Below are 25859 nucleotides of genomic sequence, written 5' to 3' on the forward strand. Positions count from 1 at the left end.
CATATCTGTGTCCAACTGCACCGCTGGTGCATGGAATATGCAGGTATAGACACAGGAACCGGCCCGTTCAAGGGTCGGTTCTTTTTTTGCATATCCTTACGAATCTAATCTATCGTAAAATAAGGAAGCATTCTCACAGAAACGATTTAAATAAGCGATTACAGATTAAAATAGTACCCTATTTTTGCACAGGGAAAATTGAGATAATTATATTGTTGTTGCGCCATATATATAATTGCGGCCAGGCGCCACGGTGGAAATTACCTACTAGGGGGAAATAACGATGAAAGATATGGAACTGTTGAATTCTAGTGAGGGACAAATTGTACTTGCTCGAATGTACGGTCAACAGCAGGTAGCAGAGCAAACGACGCGATATCAATCACTTCTACAGGCGTACCGGGAGCACTTCGGCGTCGGGGATATTGAATGGTTTAGTGCTCCGGGAAGATGCGAAATTGGGGGGAATCATACAGACCACAATCACGGGAAGGTGCTGGCAGGCAGTATTACACTTGATACCATCGCTGTAGCTGCTAAAGTGGAGGAGCCTGTAATTACGTTCTTTTCCGAAGGCTACAAAACGAAATACGTCATTGATTTAAATGACTTGTCACCACGACCGGAGGATGACGGTACGATGCTTCTGGTCCGCGGTATTGCGGCCGGCTTGCTCGAATTCGGCTATCGCATCGGAGGATTCCGGGCTTATATATCAAGCAATGTGTTCTCTGCTTCAGGATTAAGCTCTTCTGCTTCATTTGAAATGTTGATATGTACGATAATCAGTCATTTTTATAATGAGGGAGCGTTGGATGCTGTCGTCAAATCCAAAATCGGCCAGTACGCCGAAAATGGCTACTGGAACAAGCCGTCGGGACTGCTTGACCAAATGGCTTGCGCATATGGAGGATTGGTTGCCATTGATTTTGTAAACCCCAAGGAACCGATCATAAATCCAGTTCATTGGAATTTTCAAGAAAACGGATATTCCCTGGTTATCGTCAATACAGGCGGAGATCATGCTGATTTAACGGACGATTACGCGGCGGTGCCCAACGAAATGCGTGCAGTGGCTCAGTCCTTAGGTGCTTCTGTTTGCCGTGACTTATCGCCGGAGGATCTGTATGCCAACCTCAAAATGGTCAGGGAAAAAGCAGGAGATCGTGCAGTGCTGCGTGCGTTGCATTTTTTTGAAGAAAATAGACGTGTCGATGAACAGGTGAAATCGCTGGAGGAGGGACGTTTTTCTGATTTCTTGAGGCTCGTCACCGAATCCGGTAATTCTTCATGGAAATGGCTTCAAAACGTATATAGAAGTGGGATTGACCGGGAACAGGACGTATCTGTCGCGCTTGCATTAACGGAAATGTTTTTGCAATCAATAGATGACAGCGCATGCAGGGTACATGGTGGTGGATTTGCTGGAGTCATCTTGACGATTCTTCCCAATGATTGTGTTGACGATTATAAGACGTGGATCAGCGGAATGCTGGGAACTCCGGTACTCGTTGTCAACGTCCGTGAGCAGGGTGCCGTTAATGTAAGTGATTTGATTCATGCGGCAACGAAGGATTGAAAATGAAGCCAGAGTTGGACGGATCTCAGGAGTTATTGCGAATTGACTATACTAGACCGTTGAAGGCTTTAACCTCTGGGTTAAAGTCTTCGTTTTTTTTGGACGATGCAGTCCAGGCTTGCGGTATAATAGAGCATGGAAGTTTTAACGAAGGAGGGCCTATTCATGGCTATGTACCCGTCCTGGTCCTATTCGCAATCGAGGGCCCAAACGTTCGATGAATGCCTACGCAAATACTATTACCATTATTACGGCTCGCATAACGGCTGGAACCCTGCACAGGGCAGTGAAGAGCAGGTTACGTTGTATCGGCTCAAGCAGCTGAGCAACTTATATATTTTATTTGGGAATATTACGCATCAAATGTGTGAATCGGTCATACGTGGTTGGGTGGAAAAAGGCGCTGTTCCACGTCCGGCGTATCTGGAGACAGCGATGAAGAACATGCTGAATGACAGTTACAAGGAATCGCTGCAACAACGTGAGCTATGGCTGCAAGACCCCAAAAATCGCATCATGCTCGCTGAAATTTATTATGATGACGAAGTGCTGCCGGAACGAATTGCCCGGATTAAGGAGCGACAGCATGCGGTGGTACACAATCTGTACCGGACTGCGGTTTGGCGTGAATTGCAGCAGGGTGAGGCGCGAATCGTCGAGGTGGAAAAGTGGGATACGATGTTGCTTCATGAGACCAAGGTGTATGTCAAAATGGATTTGCTCTACCGCAGAGGTAATGGAGACATGGTTATCGTAGATTGGAAGACAGGCAAGGAAGGCGACTTCTCCGACCAGTTATTTTTGTATGCTTCCTATGTTCAGGAGCATTACCAGCTTCCCTTGGAGAAGATCGAGGTACGTGTGGAATATTTGATGACCGGAGAGCATGAAGTGTACCATCCTGCGCAGGAGGATATCGACAAGGTGGTTGGCAATGTCGGGCGATACATCGAGGAAATGAAGTCCTGTCTCGATGATGATTATTATAATCGGCCGAAACCCGAGTCCTTCTTCACGCCGATGCCATCCCGCAGAGCGTGTGGAGGCTGTAATTTTCGGGAGGTGTGCAAGTACCGCGCGGTATAGGATGGGATTGTGACAGGTGCAACCAATGCGGATGGAGGGATCACATTGAACAAAGGCGCCATGATAGGAAAAGGCATGAGTGCTGAGGTTTATGAATGGGGCGATCAGCAGGTTTTAAAGCTCTATTACGATAACTATCAGCCTGAATGGGTACGATTTGAAGCCGAGATTAGCGCAGCCGTAAAGGAAGCCGGGGTACCTGCGCCAAGTGTCTACGAGATGTTGGAAGAAGGGGGGCGACATGGACTGCTTTACGAACGAATTCCGGGAGTATCTATGCTTGCTATGATACAAAGCTCTCCGTATAGAATTTTGAGATATGCAAGAGAAATGGCTTGGCTTCATTGGAGCATTCATCGCTGTTCAACGACCAAGCTTCCTCGCCAAAAAGACAGATTGGAGCAAGCAATAAATGACTCCAAAGAATTATTGGGAGAGAAAACAAAGCTGATTTGTGAATTTATGGACACTTTACCAACTGGTAATTGGGTTTGTCATGGTGATTTTCACCCCGACAATATCTTAATGACGAATCATCAATCAATCGCAATTGATTGGACAAACGCAAGTATAGGAGACCCGATGTGCGATGTAGCAAGAACCTCATTAATGTTGCTTTCTCCGTTTAATCCACCAGGGACACCAAGAACGATGGAGCCTTTATTGTGTCTATTTAAAAGAATACTAAACAGAGCTTACCTGAATGAATATTGCAGAAGCTCCAATATAAAAGCTGATAGCATGAATAGCTGGATATTACCTGTAGCGGCTGCCAGGTTACGAGAGGGAATTCCTGGTGAGCAAGAGTGGCTACTGCTTCTGATTAATCATCGGCTCCAAAACATATAGGTACGCTTATACAATCTAGCCCGTATCATTACGACAAGCCAGCCTAAGAGTGTATGGCAAATCTACAATTCTCTCAAGTTTTGAAACCGCTTTCTAATTTGGGGAATACGAGGTATGATAAGGATATTATTGGAAAAGGTTAAGGAGGGAATGTGGAATATGACTAGCAGCACTAATACAGGACGCACACGTATTCTTTTTCAGGGTGATTCCATAACAGATGGAGGAAGAGGACGGAATGAGGACGCGAACCATTGGCTGGGTCAGAGCTATGTGTATCTGATCGCAGGTGCACTGGGGAGCCGTTTGACTGCTACGCAGCCAGAATTTGTGAACCGGGGGATTTCGGGGGATCGGGTTTCGGATTTGTATGCACGCTGGAATGAGGACACGTTTAGCCTGAAGCCGGACCTGCTCAGTATTCTGATCGGAGTGAACGATGCCTGGCGGATCGTGGAGCAGGAGCCGTCCGGGGTGACGGACCGATTTGAGCGAGCCTATCGCCACATTTTGGAGGAAACGCGTGAAGTACTGCCTGATACCGGGCTGGTGCTGTGTGAGCCGTTTATTTTGAAAACAGGAGCTACCGAGGCACGATGGGACATTTGGCAGGAAAAAATAACGGGCTACCAGCGTCTTGTGCGTCAGCTTGCGGACGAATTTGGGGCCGTATTTGTGCCGCTCCAAAGCGTGCTGAACGAGGCAGCTACCAAGGCGGACGCCTCCTATTGGCTGCATGACGGAGTTCATCCGACAGCGGTTGGGCACCAGTTGATAGCTGATCAATGGATAGATATCGTACAAAAGAGTCCGCTGGCGATTCGCTAACTTGGTCAACCATAGTCTACTCCTTATCATTTTTGGGTAATACACGATTATGGACATAATGACTTATAAGGATCTGTCCATCCAAAAATGAACGCCATAAGGGGGCTTCTTGCTTCGTATGGCGGGGCAAGAGAGGGCTGTGGAAACTGTGAATATTATCCTGGTCATTTTACTGATTACGTTAACTGCTTTTTTCGTTGCATCCGAGTATTCCATTATTCGCGTACGGGTATCCCGTATCAATCAGCTTGCATCCGAAGGGAATAAAAATGCCAAAGCTGTCAAAAATATTTTGTCCCGGCTGGACGAGTATTTATCTGCTTGTCAGCTAGGGACCACGTTAACCTCGATGGCGTTAGGCTGGCTCGGGGAATCTACGGTTGAAAAGCTGCTGCATCCGCTGTTTGTGCTGGCACATATTCCTGCCGGACTCACGGGAGTATTATCCTTTTTGCTGGCTTTTCTGATTTTGACGTATTTCGAGGTGGTTATCGGGGAACTGGTGCCCAAAACATTCGCTATACAGATTGCGGAGCCGATGGCTTTGTTTTTTGCCCGTCCCATTACGATCTTCTATAAAATGACGTATCCGCTGAACTGGGTACTCAGCCGTTCCTCGCGTGTTATTACGGGACTGTTCGGGCTGAAAAAGGTTTCCGAGGAAGATGCGGCTCTCAGTGAGGCAGAGCTGCGTTTGGCATTATCCGAAGGATACCGCAGTGGTGAAATTACTCCGACAGAATATCGCTACCTGAACAATGTATTTGATTTTGACGACCGCGCGGCGCAAGAGATTATGGTACCACGTATTCACATCCGCTCCATTTCTCATCTGGCAACGGTAGCAGAGTTTATGGAGCTGATTGAGGACAAGGTCTATAACTTTCTGCCTGTAGCCGAAAACGGGGATCGGGATCGTATTATCGGGATGATCCGAGTGAAGGAAGCGCTGCATGATTTGGCCCGAGGGCACAGCACAGGGAATACCACGATGGCTTCCTATATTCATCCGGTGCTTCAGGTGATTGAAACCATTCAGGCCCGGGACCTGCTGATTCAGATGCAAAAGCGGCGTATTCCCGTAGCGGTGCTGGTGGACGAATATGGCGGCACATCCGGATTGGTCACACTGGAGGATATTATGGAGGAGATTGTAGGGGACATTCCTTCCTATACCGATACCGAAACGCCTGCGGCACTAACTCCTCTCATTACAAAAACAGACGATCATCGTTACATACTCAAATCGCAAGCGCTCATTCATGAAGTCAATCGGCGTTTGGAGACGGATATTGAGGCCAGAGACGTATATACGATTGGCGGATGGATGCTTTCAGAGCATTTTGATATCCGACAGGGAGAGAGTATGACCATAGGCTCATGGGAGTTTACCGTACTGGAAAAAAACAGTCACCAAATAGACACAATTGAAGCAGTCAAAAAAACAGCTGGTGAACAGGAAAATGACAATAATTCCGAATGGTGGAATGGTTGAGTGCCTGAAATCAATGGTTTAATAGGTGACGAATGGCCTGAAAAGCAAGCAGAAGTGCGGTCCGTCCATTTTTTAATGTACGCTGATGCCTGTTACATGTTATTTTTGGCTGTTAAGGTGGAGGGCCTAAAGTCTCTCTATCTTTATGCTCATAAATAAGGTTGTCTGTGAAAAACACCACTAGAAATGTAGCAATTATATGGTAAAATGGAATCAAATTTGAGTTTTTTGGGGTGGGCTACATTACATGAAAATGTCACTAGGTACGAAAATGGTTGCTGCATTTGTCGCTATTTCTGCAATCACCTATGGAACAAGCGCTTTTTTTATTTTTGTACTCAAGGACTGGCTTGCTCAAGGTACGCAGGAATGGTTGTATATCTCAATCATTCTGTTAATGGGCGTTCTGTGGAGTGGCATTTTGGGGTGGTTGATCTCCAAACTCCTCACACGTCCGATTGTTAGACTGGCAAAGGCGGCAGAGGAAGCCTCGACAGGGAATCTGTCCGTAGTCATTCCTGAGCGTCGTTCAGATGATGAAATCAAGGTGCTCTATGATGCATTCCGGCGTATGATGCTAAACATCAAGGATATGTTTAACGAGATATCGTATAGCTCAAGAGCGACTTCACAAAATGCGGAAAACCTTAGTTCGGCTATTGTACAGGCTACGGCACAGATTGAATCCATGACTTCGGTGGTGGAGGATATATTGGAAGGCGTAGAGCAGCAAAAGGATGCGTCTGTCCAATCTATTGAAACAGCGGATCGAATGTTGGGCGATTTTAAAATGATGCGCAGCAAATCGGGCCATATGCTGGAACTGTCAGGCCACATGGAGCATTCGGTCGATTCGACGCAGACGGTTTTTTCATCCCTGATGGAGGGAATGGGGGAGCTGACTGCTTCGCATAGTCGTTCGCAGCAGGTCATTGCACGACTGGAAAAGGAAGCTTCACAAATTGAAGCGATTACAAGCACCGTCAAGGATATCGCGGAACAAACTCATTTGCTGGCGCTGAACGCCTCCATTGAAGCCGCACGTGCCGGAGAAGAAGGTAACGGGTTTGCCGTAGTCGCTCACCAGATTCGCGCGTTGGCTTCACAAAGCACGGAATCGGTGCAGCAAATCAATGCCATCGTTAGCCGTGTGCAGTCGCAAATTGTGGAAACGGTACAATTAATGCACCAGCAAACATCACTGGTCAGTGCTGAAGCGGAACGGACAAGCTCGGTGGATCAGACGTTGAGTCGTTTGAACTCGATTGTGCGTGAATTTGTTGAAGGTATTCGCTTAATGGAAGAAGCTGTGACAGAGCAAACGAATCGGGTAGATCAAACCTTCGAGCAGATCAATCGTATTCAGCAAATGTCAGGAGCCTTCTCGGAAGGTGCGCACAAGATTTATACAGCCGCTCATGAGGAAACAGCTATTATGCAGGAAATTTCGTCTTCTTCCGAGGACTTGAAAGTGCTTACGAACAAGCTCATGATGAAAACTCGTGGAATGCAGCTGTAGAACGTAACGTGTCAGAACATGCAAATGTAACCGCTATATACCGGAAAACGAAGCAAGATGGTTCTCCGGTGTGTAGCGATTATTTTTTTATTTCAAAAAACTCACATTGCTTTCTGGGATGGTAGGCCAGATCACTGACACTGGATTGCACGACTATAGTTTGATCGTCAAAACGGATAATGACTCCGCCCGAACCAATCAACTGGTCATTCTGAAAAATGCGGACACGAAGATGTCGTTCCAACGCCTCGGTGAAGTCCTGATCTGTGATCAAACGGCGATTAATGGGCATGAGAGGTCTCCTTTGAATATGATATCTTTTATCATAAAGGCTAAGGTGTCGAACAAGCAAGAAAGAGAAAAAAGATAGAAGGGGGCTTTTGATGGACAAGCCGTGGTCATGGTCCTGGTTCTGGTTCGATGCTGCTGCACCGGAAGGATTCGAGGCTTTTACTTCGTCACATTGGCTGGCTGTACTAGGGCTTATTTTATGTGCTTTACTGCTTTGGCTGACTCGGGGCCTGATTCAGTCGCATAAGCTGTTAAGTGAGGGGATTCGCTGGCTCCTGGTTACCATACTCATTCTGTCAGAGGTAACTCTGAATATATGGTATGTGACGCAGCACATTTGGGATGCTCAGACATCATTGCCGCTGGAGCTGTGCAGTGTGACGCTGCTGCTGTCGATTCTGATGCTGATTTTCCGTAGCCGCTGGCTGTATCCGATCATACTTTTTGCCGGAATTGGAGGAGCGCTTCAAGCGGTACTCACGCCTAATTTGGCATACGTTTTTCCGCACTATCGTTTTATTCATTTTTTTGTGGCTCATAGTGCCATTATATGGGCTGCCTTGTACATGACATGGATCGAAGGACTGAAACCGACGTGGAAGGGCGTTGGGGGAGCAATGCTTTTCCTCAATGGCTTGGCGCTGATCGTTTGGCTCGTAGATAATGTACTCGGAGCAAACTATATGTTTCTTGCCGGAAAGCCGTCAACACCGTCGATATTGGATGTTTTGGGACCATATCCGCTGTATATTTTGGCAGAAGAGGTCATTGCGCTCTTATTCTTTTCTCTTACGATGTTACTGTTCGAGGTGCTGCCTGGAGGCAGGCTATATGCCCGCTTTCGCAAAGGAGCTGTGCACAGAGCTGAACGTCTTGGGGAAGACCATAGCACAGAGAAAACACTGCGCTGAGGGATCAGTAATTTCCTCCTCATCCGCTCATAAGCTAATCTGACTCTTTATTCCAATATCCTGATTGCTGACGGTGAAGCAGTATGTGCTGCATTTCCGTCTGTAAGTCTGCATTTCACAAATTTGCGAAGTATGGTAGCATAGGCGAACCAGCAGGAGCATATAGCGAAGAGACGGGTAACGGAGGTGGAACCAATTGAGCTATAACGGTAATGACGGGACACAATCAACAGGATCTATAACTTTGACCGGAAAAATAAAGCCATGGGCGCTGAGCGGCCCCAGTATTCAAATAGATCCGTTGTTTCCCTATTACGCCAACCGTTCGCTGGACAGTATAGCCGATGAAATCGCCCTTGCAGGCTACCGGACCGTTCATTATTTTGTTGTGCGTGAAAATGAAGTAGATGGAGCGCTCGTTGCGGCCTTTCAACGCAGGGAAATCGCGGTATGGGCGATGGTGCTTGGCAATGGTTCCTTCGGTGTGTCACAGCTGCCGCCAGAGTGGAAGGGATGGCGCATGGAACTGCTGCGCGAACCGAATGACGGGTTTCAGCGGCTTTCGCATTTTGCACAGGAATACGTAGAGTGGAAAAAGAAAGCCGCTGCCCGGCTGGTCACCGACATTCCGTTTGACGGGTTCGAGGTGGCAGAGCCTTATTTTCCCGAATGGAACGGGCTGCGCAGTGGAGTGTACGGGGATATTGGCCCGCATGCCCGGCGGGCCTTCCGCGAGCGCAGCGGTGAGGACATTCCGGATTTCCGCGACAAGCATACGCGGAATTACTACCGGAAGGTCCCGGAGCTGTACGCGCAGTGGGTCGATCTGCGCGTGGACGCCGTGAACGCGCTGATCGGCGAGCTGGTGAACGGCGCAGGCGGCGTGCGTGATGTCCGGCCGGACATCTGCGTAGCGACGTGGTCGCTGGCCGTGAACGGGCGCGGCGATGTGCCCGGCCAGCTACGGGAATGGCAGGGGCTGGACGCAGTAGCGATGATCCGATGCGTAGCCCCGGATATGCATGTGCTCCAGACCCATTGGCCGGACTGGATGCGTCGTCGCCTGCCGCCGCATTATATTGGCGGCTACGCCCGCATAGCGCAGGGGATACGCGCCGCTTATCCGAATCTGCCCCTCGGGGTGCAGGCGGATATCGGTTCACTCGCGAGTATGGTTCGGGACCGCGAATGGACCCGGCAGTTCGGGGCTACCGCCCTGGAGGGCGGTTATGACGCCTGGACCGCCTACGAATACCATCTGGGCGGCTATATGTACGATGAGCCGCCCATCCCGCTTTGTGCGGAAAGATCGACCGCAGATGATGAGGTGGTCGTTTCTTTCAGCAAGCGGATTGCCACGCCGTCTGTGAATGAGCTGCGTGTCTGGAGCCGGGAGAGTGCGGCTGATGCCACGGGCGATCTGATTCGCACAGGCAGGAACGATTCACTGAGGCCATTAGAGCTTGTGGACGCAGCGGCAGACGGTAACCGTCTGCTGCTACGTATACGTAATTTGCCGCCGAGGGCGTTCAGTTTGAGACTTGAAGGGGTACAGGATACACCGAAGCTATGGCTGCTCAAGGGAAGGAAGGCACACCGCAATCTGCCGGAGCATGAAGTGCCAGTTCCTTAAAATTGGGGTAATAACAAGGTACGACATCTGTTCGAGAAATAAAATGTAGTGGAGTGAAAAGAGTATGTGGGATTGGGATTATCTGATTCGGGTCATGTTCGCCGGCTTGTGCGGCGCGTTAATCGGCTATGAACGCAAAAGTCGGATGAAGGAGGCGGGCATTCGCACGCATTTCATTGTCGGTATCGGCGCGTCGCTCATGATGGTGGTATCCAAATACGGTTTTCAGGATCAAACAGCACTTTTTTGATGCAATTAAAAATTTTAACCCAACGCATGTCATTTGTTGTTGGGATATGGGTAGAAGTACTTTTCGTACCAAGAGCTACAGCCAATACAAACAAAATCGTTTGGAAGCTCCACTTGAACTTCTGCCACAATTCGACTTAGTCAAAGAAGTAGTGGCTGAAATGGGTGTACCCAATATTGGCTTAGCAGGGTACGAAGCGGATGATTGTATTGGTACTATATCAAATAAGCTTCAGGAGGATTCTGAGGTGTTTATCTTAACCGGAGACCATGACATGCTTCAGTTGATTACTGAAAAGGTGAAATTAATAATTATGAATAAGGGAAGATCAAATTACACTGTGTATGATTTAGAGACACTTTTTATTGTAAGGCAATTAACTCCTTCACAGGTGATAGATTTAAAGGCGTTTATGGGAGATTCTAGTGATAATTACTCTGGGGTTAAAGGTATAGGTGAAAAGACTGCCCTTAAGCTGTTGAATGAGTATGGATCTGTTGAAGGCTGTCTCGAATGTTTTGAGATGCTTCCAGCAAGTATCGAGAAGTAAATTGAAGAAAACTTGGAAATGTTACATCTTTCAAGAGATCTGGCTAGAATTCGACTTGATGTGCCTATTGAATGTAATTTAAATGAATGTCTATGGGATCTACGTTATGAGGCTGCCTCAAGGAAATTTGAAGAATTGGAGTTTGGCGCTCTTGTAAATATACTCGGTAAGGTAGTGAATGGTTAGGTCAATTATTTTAACCAGAACATTGACTAATGCTGGGAAGTATCAAACCGACTTCATTGTTGGGCACGGCGTTGTTGGATAAAAGAGTGAGGAAGGCGATCCTAAACATACAAAGGTAGCTTAGGTTGATTTTGAATTATACAAAGACAACTCAGTAATTCAGGTAAATCTTTGTTACATGAAAGTTTTCTCTTGGATTTTGTGTGCATTTATCCTTATAAATCGTGGTATGTAAGACAACTTTCTTTACAGGCGCGAGTGGTCAGCATGTAATTAATTTCAGATACAGACCGCACATTCCGATACCTTGCTGAGCAGGGATTATTTCAAGAAGTTTTATCGGGATTCTTTTCATGTTGGGCCGTTCGAGGAGGTTCAAACATCACCTTTATATTGGGGCAACCACCACAGTTACAATAGAGGATTTTAGAGTGCTTCACAAGCCAGCTAGACACATTAGGCACTTAAGAAAAAAGTACTGTATCTGAAATTATTTCAACACAGAACTGATAAGGAAATCGCTGTGGTCTATAAAATCAGTTGGACTAATTTTATAGTTAAATGAGACTGATTATAGCATCTAAATGAGACAGTAAAAATCCCCGCGAACCCAGTAAGGACGGGAATAAAGGTTAATTAAATCCAAAATCATCTGTTAATGATGGATCTGAATTATCCTATTTTAAGGTGAAAAAGGACAGCCTGATTTTTATAACAAGAAGTAAGACAAACATTATCTAATAGGAAAATTACGTTTACTCGATTACAATAAAGTTTTGTTATACATATTTTTACCTACAGGACAAATTAATATCTAACCTAAACAGTCCCGATGAAAAATTCTTTATTTCGGGGCTGTTTGTACTTTATGGATAGCAGGTGAAACGGTAAAGAATATAGGAAAAAAATAAAAAACATTTGAAAATTGAACAAGCTTAATCAAATTGAATTTTTACAGATTATTGGTGTATCACAAGGGACATTGAGTGAATTGGAAAAAAGATAAATACAAACTATCTTTAGAAACCATAATTGCTCTGAAACTAAATTTCGGTGTTGATTTAGATTGGCTGCTACTTGAAGAGGCGGTAGTTTCTAATAGCGGGCTATTTCGTGCAAATAGAAGATCTTGAATCCAATTTAATCTCAGGATTTCGAAAGTTTAACCTAGGGGACAAACAGGAAATTGGGATCATGAATTTGAAGTTAAAGCGGTACAGAAAATTAATTGAGCATAACTGTATTCTTGTATTGGGTCATTGAAATTACAACTAATATATAGTTGTATGGATGAGAGTAGTTGATTTTATGAAATTTCTATTTTGCGAAAATATCAGGATGCTTTTAATTTGTATTCTGTGAGTATGAGATACTGCTTGTATGGGGAATCTGGGAAACTCACACCGATGAAGTTAATCAGTTTACTTTGGTGAATTTGCCAATCCCATTAGGCGATGCAAATATTGACTTCTGATCGCCATTGAAGGCTTTGAACAGGAGCATGATTTAATCCGGGGCAAAGGCTCGTTCCAGAAGGTCATAGAACAAATTGACCGCCTGCTCAAACTTCACCAAGAGGATGATTTCAAGGTAAGATAAATTATGCCAACAGGAAAACGGAGCACTACAGCAGTACGTTCGGCTGCTTTTTAACTAATGGACAGGAAATCAAGCAGCTTTTCAGTGCTCAAGCAGTATGCTCTATCTTAGCTTATTCTCTCTGCGATATCGACCAGGCGTTGCCCCGGTATGTTTTTGGAATATTTTCACGAAATGGGTCTGATCATAGAAACTCAGTCGCAAAGCAATGCTGTGAATAGAATCAGTTGTTAATAGCAGTAATTTTTTTGACTCTTCGACCTTTTCCATTTGAATAAAATTACTTATCGTGATGCCTGTCTCTTTTTTGAATTTTTGACTTAAGTAGTTTGGCTTTAGGTGGGTTAAATCCGCCAAAATAGTAAGATTCACATTTTGATAAATATGTTTGTTAATATATTCCTGACATAAGGATATGGCTTTGGAGAGGTGCTTCCGTTTTGCTTTAGACACTCGTTCTACAAAATCAACCAATGCATTAAAAGTTGCATATTCTACCGCTTTTATATCAGACAATTGCTCAATGTGTTGAATATGATGATCGCTTATCATGTATGCAATTTCTGTATATAATCCTCCCTCTACTGCAGCACGGCAAGCTAATGTAATCGTACAAATACTCAAATTTTTCATGTTTCGGAGTTGGCTGTACTTGGCTAACAGCCCTCCTTCTTCAAAATGAGATGCAGCTGAAAAAAAAGACATACTAAGCAATTTAGTTTTATCTCCATCTTTGATAATTTGAAGAACACGTTCCTCCAGGTCACGCCCATCCTTATACTCAGATAGCTCACGTTGTTTGGATATAATTAAATCCACTTTATTTCTGATTGAATTATTATCATCCATAATAAGGAAATCGCTACTTATTACATCCGAAATGTCTAACCATACACCATTCAAAAGATAGAAAGCAAGGATACAAATATGATAAAGACGCTTGTTATTTACATGAGATAATTGTTGTACGTACTGCTGAAATTTGTCATCTAAGTCAGGCTCATGGTATGAATTTTTGTTTTCTTCCGCAGAACTGGGATATGAATAAACAGGGCCAATAATGATTGTAGAAACTGTTTGTTCTTCTGCTGAGAATGGAATCGTGATGTAAGACTCATCAAAGAGGGTTTTATGAATACTTGGAATCCTGTTGTGAATCGACTGCTCCATAAGTAAACGAGCAATTTCGATCTGATGACTAAAGTACATGCTGTTTTTAGCATCATCACTGGATTCTACATTAATGCTATTATCAGTATTTGAAGCTGGATAAAAAACCGGAAGTTGTATGGATTCATAAATCAACCTGCTTAAAAATGCAAGCTTATGAAAAGCCACATTCATCATTTTCACCTCATTTTCAGTGATGATTTGTATGATTTATATAATAATCATACCACAATCAAAAACGCTTATTCCTTATAATAAGACTTATCTTACTTTTAAGAAAACGAAAGGGGTTAAGACTCACTGAATAATAGGACAGAGTAGAAAATTTTAATTCATTGTGGTAAGCGCTTACGAATTTTAATACTATTTCAGTGATCACATGAATTTAGCTAAACTAGAAGCCCATCATTGAGAGGGTAAGTGAGGGAAAATTGAACGTAGCAGATTAGAGAAGAACGTATGTGATTTTATTGGAATTAAAACTAAAAAAACCATAAATAAACATTAAATAATAATTTAGTGGAATAGTTTTAATTTACTACACATGAGGCTGGTAACAACATTGTTCCACTGGCATTCGAAAATGTGAGCTTGCAACCGGTAGAAAGCAAGGAAGTAAAAGTCAGCATTACTGAAGTTTGAGATTATGACTACACCAGCGGGTGAAACAGTAATTGATATGGGACAAAACATGGTTGGCTGGGGGAGAAGCCTCAATCCGTGACCTTGCTAGTTATCCTTCCTTTGAGGCGCCGGAAGAGCTGTTGAATGAACTGGACCTTCAGCTCGCGGCGATCGTTCTGGAACAATAGTTAAAGCTTGCCTGCAGAGTTTTATAATCGAGGAGTGTTGAGAAGAATGAATCGTGATATTAAAAATATGGTAAGACAGATGACATTGAACGAAAAAGCAGAACTTTGTTCTGGAGCCAGCTTCTGGTCAACCCAAGCCGTAGACAGATTGGGTATTCCGTCCATTATATTGACTGACGGCCCGCATGGTCTGCGAAAGCAGGACGGGGAATCGGATCATCTGGGTCTCAATGAGAGTGTACCATCCACCTGTTTCCCTTCAGCTGCTGGTTTGGCCAGTTCCTGGAATCGCGATCTGGTACAGCTTGTGGGTGAGGCCATCGGCAAGGAAGCGCAGGCAGAAGATGTAGCTATCGTCCTTGGACCTGCCGCCAATATCAAGCGTTCGCCGCTGTGCGGACGAAACTTCGAATATTTCTCGGAAGACCCTTATTTGACCGGGGAATTAGCTGCAGCGCATATCGCAGGTGTGCAAAGTCAAGGTGTCGGGACTTCTCTGAAGCATTTTGCCGTTAATAACCAGGAGCATCGACGGATGACAACAGATGCCATTGTAGATGAGCGTACATTAAGAGAAATTTATCTGACCGGTTTTGAAAAGGCTGTAAAGCAATCTCAGCCATGGACCGTCATGTCAGCCTATAATAAGCTCAATGGATCTTATGTCTCTGAGAATGAATACTTGCTGACAACCATTCTGAAAGAAGAATGGGGCCACGAAGGATTCGTGGTCTCCGACTGGGCTGCGGTAAGTGAAATTGTGGCCAGTATTGCCGGCGGTATGGAGCTGGAAATGCCTTCTTCGAACGGAGAAGGGCCCAAGCAAATTGTTGAAGCCGTAAACCACGGCAAATTATCCGAAGAAAAGCTGGACCAAGCGGTAGAAAGGCTGCTGCATGTCATTTTTAAAGCAGTCGATTCCAAGCGTGAACATGCCAGCTATAATCAGACAACCCATCATCAATTGGCCAGAGAAGTTGCGAGAGAAACGATGGTCCTGCTGAAAAATGAGAATCAAATCCTTCCTTTGAAAAAGGAAGGAAAAGTCGCAATTATCGGGCAAATGGCTGAAAAGGTTAGATATCAAGGTGGAGGAAGCTCTCATATCAAGCCTACACAGTTGGACAGCATTTATGAGCAAATTACGATATCCGCAGGACCTGCCGCGTCCATTACTTACAAGCAGGGCTACGATCAGGACTCGGACGAATCCGACCAGTCTATGCTTGATGAAGCGATAAAGGCTGCAGCAGCCTCAGATATAGCTGTACTCGTAGTGGGTCTGCCCGACCGCTATGAATCAGAAGGTTATGACCGTTCTCATCTGGATGTGCCGCTCAATCAACAGCAACTCATCTCTGCCGTTGCTGCCGTTCAGCCCAATGTAGTTGTGGTGCTGTGCAACGGATCACCGATTCTCATGCCGTGGCTCCAAGATGTCAAGGCTGTTCTGGAGGGATATTTGGGCGGTCAGGCTGCCGGAGGGGCTATCGCTGACTTGTTGTTTGGAGATGCCAACCCTAGCGGTAAATTAGCGGAAACGTTCCCGCAATCCTTGAAGCACAATCCATCCTATTTGTTCTTCCCTGGCGATGGCGACCGCGTCGAATACCGGGAAGGGATTTACGTAGGTTACCGTTATTATGACATGAAAGATATCGAGCCTTTGTTTCCTTTCGGTTATGGTCTAAGCTACACCCGGTTTGAATACTCCCACTTAACCGTGAGTCAGACTGAAATTAAGGATAACGAAACGCTCTCTGTAACCGTGAATGTAAAAAACACAGGTCCCGTATTTGGCAAGGAAGTGGTCCAACTGTATGTCCATGATTGTGAATCCACGGTAAGCCGCCCTGAGAAAGAGCTGAAAGGCTTTGCCAAAGTTGCGCTCAAACCCGGAGAAGAGAAAACCATCACTTTCACTTTGGAAAAACGAAGCTTTGCACACTACAGTGTCGAGCGCAAGGACTGGCACGTGGAGAGTGGGGGATTTGATATCCTACTAGGGTCCTCTTCACGGCATATCGCTTTGCAAACGAAAGTTATGGTGGAATCTACTACGAGAGAAATCGTGCCGGTATACGATCGAAATACAGCTCTAGGCGAATTGCTTTCGAATCCGAAAACGACGGCGGTGTTGGCCCAAATGCAGGGGCTGGCTCCCCAGGGGGCCGAAAATGCACATTCAGATGCTGTATCTGCGGAGATGATTCAGGCATCCATGCGCTATATGTCGCTGCGGGCTTTAATTCCGTTTACAGGTGGAGCACTTACGGAGGAGACGCTCTCCATGCTTCTGGAGCATTTGAACGCGGCAGTTCGCCAATAAATGCACAATCCAAGATTTTAAAATATCTTTTTCAGTGTTCAGCTGAAAGCATATTTTTCTGATTTAAAACTGAAATCGACAGCCAAGAGAGTGTACGAGTATGAAAAAAGTATTTATTTTAGGAGGCATCGGATGTGCTCCCGACTCAGCGGCTGGCGCGCTTGGCTAAGCAGGCGAGAGTCAAGAAATTTGTCCTGTTTGGTTCTTACTTTGCCCATTTCACTGAAGCTTGGCACGATCTGAATCTTAAGAAGGAAAATGCATATCCACGAACCAGACTTCTTCAGGAAGAGGTTTCCCTTATGGAAGGTGAAGGGGAAATGGATATACCAAATTATTTCCAGGGTCCTACAACGTCGAAGATGTCTTCGCGTAACCAATATAAACTTGAGATACAGTCTAGTGTGGCCCTGTAAATCCAAGAAAGAACAATAAAGAAAACTCCAAGCTCTGATATAAAAGAAGGGGATGACTTAGAAATGATTAAAACATCTTTTAATGCTGATTGGCTGGTTGGCCCAAAACCTAGCTACTTTGGTGAGATCGATACGGATAAAAAGCCGCATAAGCTTGTTACATTGCCGCATGATGCGATGTGGGAGAAGGAGAGACTGAAAGACGGCAGCCCGAGTATCGCTTGTTATCCGGAAGGAGAATATGAGTACAAAAAGTCATTTTTTGTACCCGAGGAGTACCGGAACAAGCGGGTCACCATCGAGTTTGAAGGCGTATACAATCAAGCGATGGTATACATTAACGGAGATTTTGCATGTCAGCATCCCTTTGGATACAGCAATTTCTATGTAAAGGCTGACCGCTTCCTCAAATATGGCCAAGAAAATGAGATCCGTGTTATCGCTAATAATTACAAAGACTCCCGCTGGTACACAGGAGCTGGCATCTACCGGAATACCAAGCTGATCGTAGGCAATCTCACGCATATTGCCTTGGATGGTGTGAAGATTACCACGCCTGAGATATCTGATGGCCGAGCAGTCGTAAAAGTAGCGACAGTGATTGAAAATGAAGGCTTAAGCACTTTGACGGCGCAGGTGTTGACTGAGATTATCGATGCGGATGGAACGGTTGTTGCCTCTGATCTTGCTCCGGTCACGACCTTTGCGGGCGAGCCGGCAACGCTTCGTCAGTCTATTCTGGTAAAGTCCCCCAAACTTTGGAATGTAGACGAGCCAAATCTATATACGTGCAGAACGACGATTAAGGCCGACGAGGAAGAAGTGGACCAAGAGTCAACGACCTTCGGCATTCGTTCGCTAACATTGGATGCGGATCAAGGGTTATGTATAAACGGGAAGGTCGTCAAGCTGCGCGGTGCGTGTATCCATCACGATAATGGCGTGATTGGTGCTGCTACCATTGATCGAGCCGATGAGCGGCGAGTCGAGATTCTGAAACAGGCAGGATTCAATGCGCTGCGTAGCGCGCATCATCCGATGAGCAAAGCGCTGCTCGACGCATGCGACCGTCTTGGCATGCTGGTTATGGACGAGAGCTTTGATATGTGGAGTTCTACCAAAACCGAATATGATTATGCGCTGAGCTTCCCCGTTTGGTGGGAAAAGGATGTACAAGCGATGGTGGATAAAGATTTTAACCACCCAAGCGTAATTATGTATTCCATCGGTAACGAAATTCCGGAAACGGGCAGCTCTATCGGTTCAATGTGGGGACGCAAGATCGCGGAGAAGATTCACTCCCTTGATCCTACCCGCTTCACCACGAACTCGGTTAATTTCTTGCTGGCCGTTATGAAGGAATTGCCTAAAATGGCTGACGCTGGACATTTTAACATCAGTGAAGACTCCGGCATCAATACAACGATGAACAATTTAGGTGACATCCTCTCGGCGATCGTTAATAGCGAATTATGCACGACGCAAACGGCAGAATCGTTCGCATGTGTGGATATTGCGGGCTACAATTATGCAGAATCACGATACCTTAAGGATATAGAACAGTTTCCTAACCGGATTATCGTCGGGAGCGAGACTTTTCCGAAAAAAATCGATGTTAACTGGAAATTCGTGAAAGAGCTTAGCCAGATCATTGGAGATTTTACCTGGACGGGATGGGATTATCTGGGGGAAGCGGGGATAGGAAGAGTCCAATATGATGTGGATAGCTCATCACCCTCAAATCAAGGCATGTATCCGTGGATTACAGGCTGGTGCGGCGACATTGATATTCTTGGCAACCGGAGACCCGTATCCTATTACCGTGAGATTGTATTCGGTCTTCGCACGGCTCCGTATATCGCTGTACAGCGGCCTGAACATTATTCTAAAAAAGCCTCTCTGTCGAATTGGAGCTGGAGCGATTCTGTCTCTAGCTGGTCATGGAGCGGATATGAGAGTAAGCCAATTAAAGTGGAAGTATATGCCGATGCAGAAGAAGTCGAGTTGCTGGTAAACGGGCGTTCGGTCGGAAAAGCTGAAGCAGGCGAAGGACAACGCTTTATAGCGGAATTCGACACCATCTATGAAGCGGGCGAAATTACAGCGGTGGCTTACGTTAGCGGACAAGAAACCGGCAGGATGACACTCCATTCGGCAAGCGGTGCCGTCATGCTCACAGTAGAAGCGGACCGAACAGAGATTGCCGCATCCGACAGTGACCTGGCTTTCGTAATGATTAGCCTGGAAGACGAGCAAGGTAATCTGTTTAACACCATGGACCGGAAGGTTTCTGTGATGATTGAGGGGCCTGGCTTGATTCAGGGCTTTGGCAGTGCCAACCCCGCAACCGAAGAGAATTACTTCGAGAAGGAGCATACCACCTTCGACGGCAAAGCATTGGCGGTTGTACGTCCAACCGACGCAGGCGTCATCACCTTGACAGTCACTGCTGAAGGCTGTACTCCGCAATCCATTACAATTAACGCACAATAGTGGAATTCGGACTTTCCATCAGGAATGTGAGTTAACCCTTTGGGTACGAGATTTTTCAAGATGCAGCAGACGTTCAAGTGGGACCGTATGGAATATATTGTATTTATTATGCTTTTGATTTACTAGGAGTAATTGCCGTTGCTGTAAGTGATACTCCTGCTGGCAAGTATGAATTTTACGGACATGTCCATTATGTCGATGGCACATTGCTGGCGATAAAGAGGGAGATACCTTTCAATTTGATCCATGCGTGTTGGGCTGCGTTCGATGACAGACGCAGACGCTGAAAAAACCAAAGAGTGGAGGAATCACAAATGGCCTTTAACGAAAACTCGAAATTAAGCGAATTGCTCGCGAACAAAGCTGCGATCACGGTGTTGGAGAAGCATTTGCCTGGAATCTCGACCAATCCGATGGCGAGCATGGGCAAGGGCATGTCGCTTAAGCAACTGGCCGCCATTCCGCAAGCCAATATGCCCCAAGAGTTAATCACGGCTATAGTTTCCGATCTGACTGGCATCGGGGAAGAAGGCGTTCAAACGAAGCCTCATGAGAGAAGCCCGGCAGACGAGACTAAAACTGGTGAGTTTCTGGATAGAACCGTACCGATTGGTTCCGTCGCCATCATCACTGGGGAGGCAGTGGCATTGGTCGTGCTGCCTCGCTTCAGCTCTCCAAGGCTGGATTCAACGTTGTTGTCGTCGACTTCAATGCGGAGACGGGTGAAGAAACGTTACACCTTGTTCGTGAACAAGGCGGTGAGGGTCTTTTCGTGCAAGCCGACGTCTCAAAAAACGAAGATGTCGAATGGTACGTGAAGGCAACCATCGACGAATACGGACGAATCGACGCTTTCTTTAATAACGCAGGAGTTCTGCAACAATTCAATTTGCTGGAGAACATCGAACTGTCTGAGTTCGAGCGAGTCATCAACGTCAACGTCCGTGGCGTCTTCCTTGGCTTGAAGCATGTGCTGAAGGTTATGGGCAAGCAGGGATATGGCTCGGTCATCAATACTGCTTCGACCGCAGGTATTCGCTCCGAACATAGTATGGCCGTCTATTCCGCAAGCAAGCATGCTGTGATTGGCTTGACGAAATCTGCAGCGATAGAATACGTAAGAAAAGGCGTTCGGGTCAACGCTATTTGCCCTGGCGGTGTCGATACGGCGCTGACGCAGACAGTCCCAGCCATGATGCAAGACAGTGGCTATATGCCGGAGGAATTCCCTTCCATGAGGATGGGACGATTCTCCGACCCGGCCGAAGTTGCCGAGATGGTCGTGTTTCTAGCCTCAGGCAAGTCCAGTTATATGACCGACTCGGTCGTCGTGGTTGACGGTGGACTGACGTTGTAATCGCAGTTAATCCATATCACCCAGAATGAGTCAAGCTTACTTCTGAGGCCCGTTCGATAGCTAGTTGAATTGTATGCGGATACCAAATGATGTTTACAAGTTGCATGAGTAGGTTCAGGGATGAAATATGTTGATTGCATGTAAGAACGCTGATTTGAACTTGTTTTAAAGAATGGAAGATTTATTGGCAAGCATGATATTGAAAGAGAAGGTAGCTTAACTGTGCCCGTCTTGTGAATAACCCGGTGAATACCATCAGAACCAGGGTGTTGAATCTATACTGGATGAATTTCAATTAGAATGTTGCGGATAAATATTCCGTTCCGCTTGGATACTGTGAGATGTCGAAGAGAATCACTCGGTGAGGTAAGTGATTCATCGACTTCTCCTCAGGTATCCGCGCGAGCTCCAAATTCAATATGACAGCATGAGACAAGACGACCGTGGTGCGTGAGAAGAGTTTCTTCTCCGAATCTTTTGTCGTATATTTGGATGTTAACCGAAGGAGTTGAATTTTGGATGGAACGGGAACTTACTACTAAAGAATTAATCGGTGATTCGGCAGGTTCAATTGCATTGAGTATCATGACAGCCCTATTAGGTCTGATGACATTCTACTACACCGACATTGTTGGAGTTTCGGCTGGTGTTGTAGGTACAGCCTTGTTATTTACCAAGCTTCTAGACGCTGGCGCAGATATTGGAATGGGGGTACTTCTAGACCGAACTCGTTCTAAGCACGGTCAAGCCCGCCCTTGGCTGCTAAGAATGATCATCCCGATATTTGTATCCATTTTGCTGCTGTTCAGCGTTCCCGATCTAAGCCCAGGGGCAAAAATAACTTACGCTGTTATAACTAACATCATATTTTATATTTTTGTGTTTACTCCTACATCGATTCCTTATCAGAGCCTAATGGCTTTAACGACAAGAAGCCAGCAGGATCGAACCTTAATGGGGATATTACGAGCCTCTTCTAATTATTTCACAGGAGCAATCATCGTCATGGCTTTCATTCCGGCTGTCAATGCTCTTGGAGGAGGCAAGAAAGAATGGACGCTTTTAACAGCAATCCTGGGGTTGATCGCTTCTCTTGGAATCTTTTTGACCTTCCGTTATTCCAAAGAAAGATATAATACCCAACAATTGAAAGATGTCGGTGAGATAAAGAAAAACTATACAATGAGAAAAGGTCTTAAACTGCTTTTTACGAACAAATATTGGCTTATTATATTTTTTATCGCACTAATCTCGAATATTAATTTTGCTGTATCCGCTTCAGCCGGGATGTATTACGCCAAGTATATCTGGGGCAATCTTAATTTGGTAGGAATCATGGGAGCGCTCTCTTTTATCCCGATGGTACTCGTTTTTCTTGTCTCTGGACCTGTCATCAAGCGATGGGGCCAGCGAAATACTGCCATCTTCGGATTGGCAGTTGGGATCCTGGGCTCTCTAATTCGATTCATTGATCTTAACAGCATCCCGATTGGCCTGGCTGGATCCGTACTGCAAGGGTTCGGTGTGATTCCTCTGATGATTGTGCTAGGACCGCTTATGACGAGTACGATTGAATACGGCGAATGGAAGCATGGGCAACGGATTATTGGGTTGACGAATAGTGTGAACTCCTTCGGTGGTAAAATCGGTACGGCGCTTGGAACGGCACTCATTGGCTGGTTGCTTGCTTTCGGGCATTATCAGGAGGGCGCATTAATACAGACAGATACTGCAAAATCGATGATCATTGTTATGAATATTTATTTGCCATTATTCACTTATATTTGCATGGCTATTTTGTTATTTTTCTACTCACTAGAGAAGCAGTACGTTGGCATTCTGGATGACCTAAAGAAAAGACGGGAAGAAGTTCCAGAATAATCGTTGTGTCAAAAATAGAACTAGTATTTCCCTGGAGGCCCGATTTTTCAAAGCACGGATTGGGTCAACCAAATCTTCTGGAGGAAATGCAGAACGAAAATCGTGTTGTTCGGGAGGAAGATATAAGGGGTGGCTAGTCTGGACAAAGATGAAACCGGGTATAGGTGCTGCCCCGCTGTGACGGGCTAAAAAAAGGACAAGAACAGCTATTCTGGTGAGTCCCTAAGATCCAACAGCTCTGTTTCCTTTGAATTTCGCAAGCCACTAGTACATTGACCGAATCAAATTTCAGGATATAGGTGCTTTAATTTTTCTCTCGCCTGCTCGGTTGTAAATTGCCAATCGCCCGATTTCTGTGCCTGGTTGCGTTCGACTTCTCAAGCCGTTGCCTCACGCTGCAATTCTTCCATCGAGGCGATTCGTCGGCTCAGACACTGGATCGTTAGTGAGCTCTGCTCAATTTCAGCGATGTTGAGCCAGCTTCCATGCTTGGGGGTGTCCAACGCAACGTCTTTTATGGACCTGACTGTCGAAGGCTGGGAAAAGACAATGTCTATCAATGTGACGAGCATTTTCCTCGGCATTGGGATACGGCACGGCTCACCCGCAAGGGAAACCTGAGGTTCCTGAGCCCCAGCTGCGGTTCGGGCTGCTGTAGGGGCGACTTATTTGCATGAGGGACGGCCCTGCCTGTGCACAGGCAGGGCCGTTTCCTTTTTTGAGTCCTCGGGGGGGGGCGGCAATTTTATCGACCTTTTAAGAGAGTAATGCAGGCAAACAATACAAGAAAGATTTTAGTGCAGGACATACATAATTACGAAAAATATGATTTTAACGAATAATTATTAAAAGATTATAATAATTAAGGAGGTCGTTGTACATATGAATAAACAAATAAAAGTTCATTAAATGAGTCGAATTGATGATCTTCCGTGGTTTGTTACGGAATTTATTGATAGCAGAAAACGAAAACTTTCTCCCACAACGCTTCTGAACTATTGCCACGATTATATTATATTTTTTGATTGGTTAGTTGCAGAAAACTTTATCGCAGATAGCCGTAAAAACATTAATTTAGCCACTTTAGAGAAACTAACCATTCGTGAAGTGGAGAATTTTTTATCTTTTTTGGAGTATCAACTAGGGAATACCAAGCTAACCATTAACCGTAAATTGTCATCACTAAAATCCTTATTTGATTACTTGCAGAACAAAGCTGAAACAAGTGACCTAAAGCCATATATCCAGCGCAATGTCATGGACAAAATGGATTTAAATGTAGTTAAAGAAAGCCAAGAAACCATCGCCAATCGCATTGAAGGGAAAATTCTCAGAGAAGATGATTTTGAGTCGTTTAGGCTATTTGTAGCCTATGATTACGGAGAAATCAATAAAGAGAATAAACGCATTTTCAATTTCCATCAATTGAATCGTGAACGTGATACAGCCATTGTTTCCCTCATTTTAGGATCAGGTCTTAGACTCTCTGAGGTGGCAGGTATTAACCTTGAAGATCTGGATATGAATAAAGCATTAGTGCGTGTTATACGTAAAGGTAATAAAGAACAATATGCAGTGAATAATATGGATAAATGATTAACTAATTAAACCGCAATTAAGATTAACACCTAATCAACAGGCGATCAATCGTTTCCATCGGTTGCTTATTGATTCGCTTCATAAACTGGCTGACGTGAAGCTAATCTTATAAAACTTCTCAAAAAAGACGTAGTTGACCACATCGGATTTGAGCCACAACCATAATCCTTCGACCGGATTCAGGTTTGGACTGTAAGGTGGCAGAAAGACGAGTTGCAAACGCGGATGCTCCTTTAAAAAAGGCTGCAACCCCGTGGCATGATGAATCCGGCTGTTGTCCAGAATCATAGCCATCTTCCCGATAGGGTACGCCGACAGAAGATCTTGGAGGAAGCGAATAAAGGCCTCCACATCAGCCTTTTCTTCTTCACGGTGATGCACCTGTCCGGTTTCGTAGTGGATCGCTCCAAACAACTTGGCGCCTTCATGTTTGCCGTACGTTGGCACTTGGCGTTGCTTTCCACGCACACTCATAGTGACGCCAAACTCTCGCTTGATCCACTTCGCTACGAGCGGCAGTGTCCAGATATAGAGAGCTTCAAAGCCCACATCCGCTGGCTGTTGCTGCTCCAGCATAGCAGCTAATTGATGACGCTGCTCTTCCGTAAGTTTAGGCGGCTGTCCGGGGGAGTGACTCATTTCCAGCCCGGCAAGACCCTGCTCTTGGTAGCTCCTCCAGTAGATACTGATGGTTTGACGAATGCGACCAAGCAAATCGCCGATCTCCAAAAACGAGTGTCCTTCCAGACGAAGACGTACGGCCAAGTACCTTTCGTAAAGCCGTTTATCGGATGTTTCTTTCATGGCTCTATTCAATTGCTCGATTTCTTCGCTCTTCATTTTTATCGCCACCTTGGGTTGATCTTACTATTCATTACCCGATTTGGCGTTTGAAGTGGTTCTGTTGGTTTGTTAATTGCGTTCTATATAGTTTAGTGTTGACAATCCAGACCGCAGTTACTTCCATATGAAGTTAAATGATATAATTCATTCTAAGTGGTGTTAATTCTCTAGAATTATATACAG

General features: G+C 45.4%; 16 protein-coding genes and 5 pseudogenes. 17 read left to right on the forward strand and 4 right to left on the reverse strand.

Annotated features, from left to right (window positions below):
• Positions 1-283 precede the first annotated feature (283 nt).
• From ABIA61_RS10865 to ABIA61_RS10890, 6 genes are all read left to right on the forward strand, one after another.
• On the forward strand, positions 284-1579 hold the full coding sequence (locus tag ABIA61_RS10865) for a galactokinase (RefSeq protein ID WP_404520398.1): 1296 nt from the start codon (positions 284-286) through the stop codon (positions 1577-1579).
• Between the two features lie 165 nt (positions 1580-1744).
• Positions 1745-2665 (forward strand): PD-(D/E)XK nuclease family protein, encoded by a 921-nt coding sequence (locus ABIA61_RS10870; protein ID WP_404520396.1) that lies wholly within the window; start codon positions 1745-1747, stop codon positions 2663-2665.
• A 45-nt stretch (positions 2666-2710) separates the two neighbouring features.
• Positions 2711-3514, forward strand: a complete 804-nt coding sequence (locus tag ABIA61_RS10875; RefSeq protein ID WP_283654857.1) for a phosphotransferase family protein — start codon at positions 2711-2713, stop codon at positions 3512-3514.
• A gap of 114 nt (positions 3515-3628) precedes the next feature.
• Entirely contained in the window at positions 3629-4342 is a 714-nt protein-coding gene (locus tag ABIA61_RS10880; RefSeq protein ID WP_283654858.1) for an SGNH/GDSL hydrolase family protein, read from the forward strand.
• 139 nt (positions 4343-4481) lie between these two features.
• Positions 4482-5837 carry a hemolysin family protein gene (locus ABIA61_RS10885; RefSeq protein WP_283656207.1) on the forward strand — a complete coding sequence of 452 codons (1356 nt, stop codon included), beginning with the start codon at positions 4482-4484 and terminating at the stop codon, positions 5835-5837.
• A gap of 247 nt (positions 5838-6084) precedes the next feature.
• Entirely contained in the window at positions 6085-7356 is a 1272-nt protein-coding gene (locus tag ABIA61_RS10890; RefSeq protein WP_283654859.1) for a methyl-accepting chemotaxis protein, read from the forward strand.
• Positions 7357-7435: 79 nt separating this feature from the next.
• Here the strand turns inward: ABIA61_RS10890 and ABIA61_RS10895 are convergent, their stop codons facing one another.
• Entirely contained in the window at positions 7436-7648 is a 213-nt protein-coding gene (locus ABIA61_RS10895) for a hypothetical protein (protein ID WP_283654860.1), read from the reverse strand.
• Positions 7649-7739: 91 nt separating this feature from the next.
• Between ABIA61_RS10895 and ABIA61_RS10900 the strand changes: the two genes are divergently transcribed.
• The 4 genes and pseudogenes from ABIA61_RS10900 to ABIA61_RS10915 all read left to right on the forward strand — a co-directional run bounded on the left by ABIA61_RS10900 (position 7740) and on the right by ABIA61_RS10915 (position 10991).
• Positions 7740-8558 (forward strand): YwaF family protein, encoded by an 819-nt coding sequence (locus ABIA61_RS10900; protein ID WP_404580719.1) that lies wholly within the window; start codon positions 7740-7742, stop codon positions 8556-8558.
• A 196-nt stretch (positions 8559-8754) separates the two neighbouring features.
• On the forward strand, positions 8755-10191 hold the full coding sequence (locus tag ABIA61_RS10905) for an N-acyl-D-glucosamine 2-epimerase (protein WP_283654861.1): 1437 nt from the start codon (positions 8755-8757) through the stop codon (positions 10189-10191).
• A 64-nt stretch (positions 10192-10255) separates the two neighbouring features.
• A pseudogene (locus ABIA61_RS10910) lies at positions 10256-10426 on the forward strand (MgtC/SapB family protein); the annotation flags it as partial.
• Between the two features lie 19 nt (positions 10427-10445).
• Positions 10446-10991, forward strand: a complete 546-nt coding sequence (locus tag ABIA61_RS10915; protein ID WP_283656208.1) for a 5'-3' exonuclease — start codon at positions 10446-10448, stop codon at positions 10989-10991.
• 1887 nt (positions 10992-12878) lie between these two features.
• Here the strand turns inward: ABIA61_RS10915 and ABIA61_RS10920 are convergent.
• The gene (locus ABIA61_RS10920) at positions 12879-14120 is read right to left on the reverse strand and encodes a helix-turn-helix domain-containing protein (protein WP_404580720.1); all 1242 of its coding nucleotides are present in this window, start codon (positions 14118-14120) and stop codon (positions 12879-12881) included.
• 500 nt (positions 14121-14620) lie between these two features.
• Between ABIA61_RS10920 and ABIA61_RS10925 the strand changes: the two genes are divergently transcribed.
• The 6 genes and pseudogenes from ABIA61_RS10925 to ABIA61_RS10950 all read left to right on the forward strand — a co-directional run bounded on the left by ABIA61_RS10925 (position 14621) and on the right by ABIA61_RS10950 (position 23234).
• Positions 14621-14758 carry a hypothetical protein gene (locus ABIA61_RS10925; protein ID WP_283654863.1) on the forward strand — a complete coding sequence of 46 codons (138 nt, stop codon included), beginning with the start codon at positions 14621-14623 and terminating at the stop codon, positions 14756-14758.
• A gap of 46 nt (positions 14759-14804) precedes the next feature.
• Positions 14805-17087 carry a beta-glucosidase gene (locus tag ABIA61_RS10930; RefSeq protein WP_404520388.1) on the forward strand — a complete coding sequence of 761 codons (2283 nt, stop codon included), beginning with the start codon at positions 14805-14807 and terminating at the stop codon, positions 17085-17087.
• Positions 17088-17221: 134 nt separating this feature from the next.
• Entirely contained in the window at positions 17222-17503 is a 282-nt protein-coding gene (locus ABIA61_RS10935) for a hypothetical protein (protein WP_283654865.1), read from the forward strand.
• Positions 17504-17566: 63 nt separating this feature from the next.
• Entirely contained in the window at positions 17567-19996 is a 2430-nt protein-coding gene (locus ABIA61_RS10940; protein WP_404520387.1) for a glycoside hydrolase family 2 protein, read from the forward strand.
• A 608-nt stretch (positions 19997-20604) separates the two neighbouring features.
• Positions 20605-21353: pseudogene (locus ABIA61_RS10945) on the forward strand (SDR family NAD(P)-dependent oxidoreductase).
• 519 nt (positions 21354-21872) lie between these two features.
• A complete protein-coding gene (locus tag ABIA61_RS10950; protein WP_404520386.1) occupies positions 21873-23234 on the forward strand; it encodes an MFS transporter in 1362 nt (453 codons plus the stop codon).
• A gap of 281 nt (positions 23235-23515) precedes the next feature.
• Here ABIA61_RS10950 and ABIA61_RS10955 read toward each other — a convergent pair.
• A pseudogene (locus tag ABIA61_RS10955) lies at positions 23516-23731 on the reverse strand (hypothetical protein); the annotation flags it as partial.
• Positions 23732-24143: 412 nt separating this feature from the next.
• On the opposite strand from ABIA61_RS10955, the pseudogene ABIA61_RS10960 reads away from it, so the two are divergent.
• Positions 24144-24806, forward strand: a pseudogene (locus ABIA61_RS10960) (tyrosine-type recombinase/integrase); the annotation flags it as partial.
• A 49-nt stretch (positions 24807-24855) separates the two neighbouring features.
• Here the strand turns inward: ABIA61_RS10960 and ABIA61_RS10965 are convergent.
• Positions 24856-25673 (reverse strand): annotated as a pseudogene (locus ABIA61_RS10965) (IS630 family transposase).
• Positions 25674-25859: the final 186 nt, after the last annotated feature.

Origin of the sequence: Paenibacillus sp. RC21 (genome assembly GCF_044907935.1) — a bacterium.
Lineage (GTDB): Bacteria > Bacillota > Bacilli > Paenibacillales > Paenibacillaceae > Paenibacillus > Paenibacillus terrae_A.

Bases quoted from the DNA above. Each gene is read 5' to 3' on its own strand.
- ABIA61_RS10865 (WP_404520398.1), top strand. From the start codon at position 284: ATGAAAGATATGGAACTGTTGAATTCTAGTGAGGGACAAATTGTACTT.
- ABIA61_RS10870 (WP_404520396.1), top strand. From the start codon at position 1,745: ATGGCTATGTACCCGTCCTGGTCCTATTCGCAATCGAGGGCCCAAACG.
- ABIA61_RS10880 (WP_283654858.1), top strand. From the start codon at position 3,629: ATGATAAGGATATTATTGGAAAAGGTTAAGGAGGGAATGTGGAATATG.
- ABIA61_RS10890 (WP_283654859.1), top strand. From the start codon at position 6,085: ATGAAAATGTCACTAGGTACGAAAATGGTTGCTGCATTTGTCGCTATT.
- ABIA61_RS10895 (WP_283654860.1), bottom strand. From the start codon at position 7,648: ATGCCCATTAATCGCCGTTTGATCACAGATCAGGACTTCACCGAGGCG.
- ABIA61_RS10900 (WP_404580719.1), top strand. From the start codon at position 7,740: ATGGACAAGCCGTGGTCATGGTCCTGGTTCTGGTTCGATGCTGCTGCA.
- ABIA61_RS10920 (WP_404580720.1), bottom strand. From the start codon at position 14,120: ATGAATGTGGCTTTTCATAAGCTTGCATTTTTAAGCAGGTTGATTTAT.
- ABIA61_RS10930 (WP_404520388.1), top strand. From the start codon at position 14,805: ATGAATCGTGATATTAAAAATATGGTAAGACAGATGACATTGAACGAA.
- ABIA61_RS10940 (WP_404520387.1), top strand. From the start codon at position 17,567: ATGATTAAAACATCTTTTAATGCTGATTGGCTGGTTGGCCCAAAACCT.
- ABIA61_RS10950 (WP_404520386.1), top strand. From the start codon at position 21,873: ATGGAACGGGAACTTACTACTAAAGAATTAATCGGTGATTCGGCAGGT.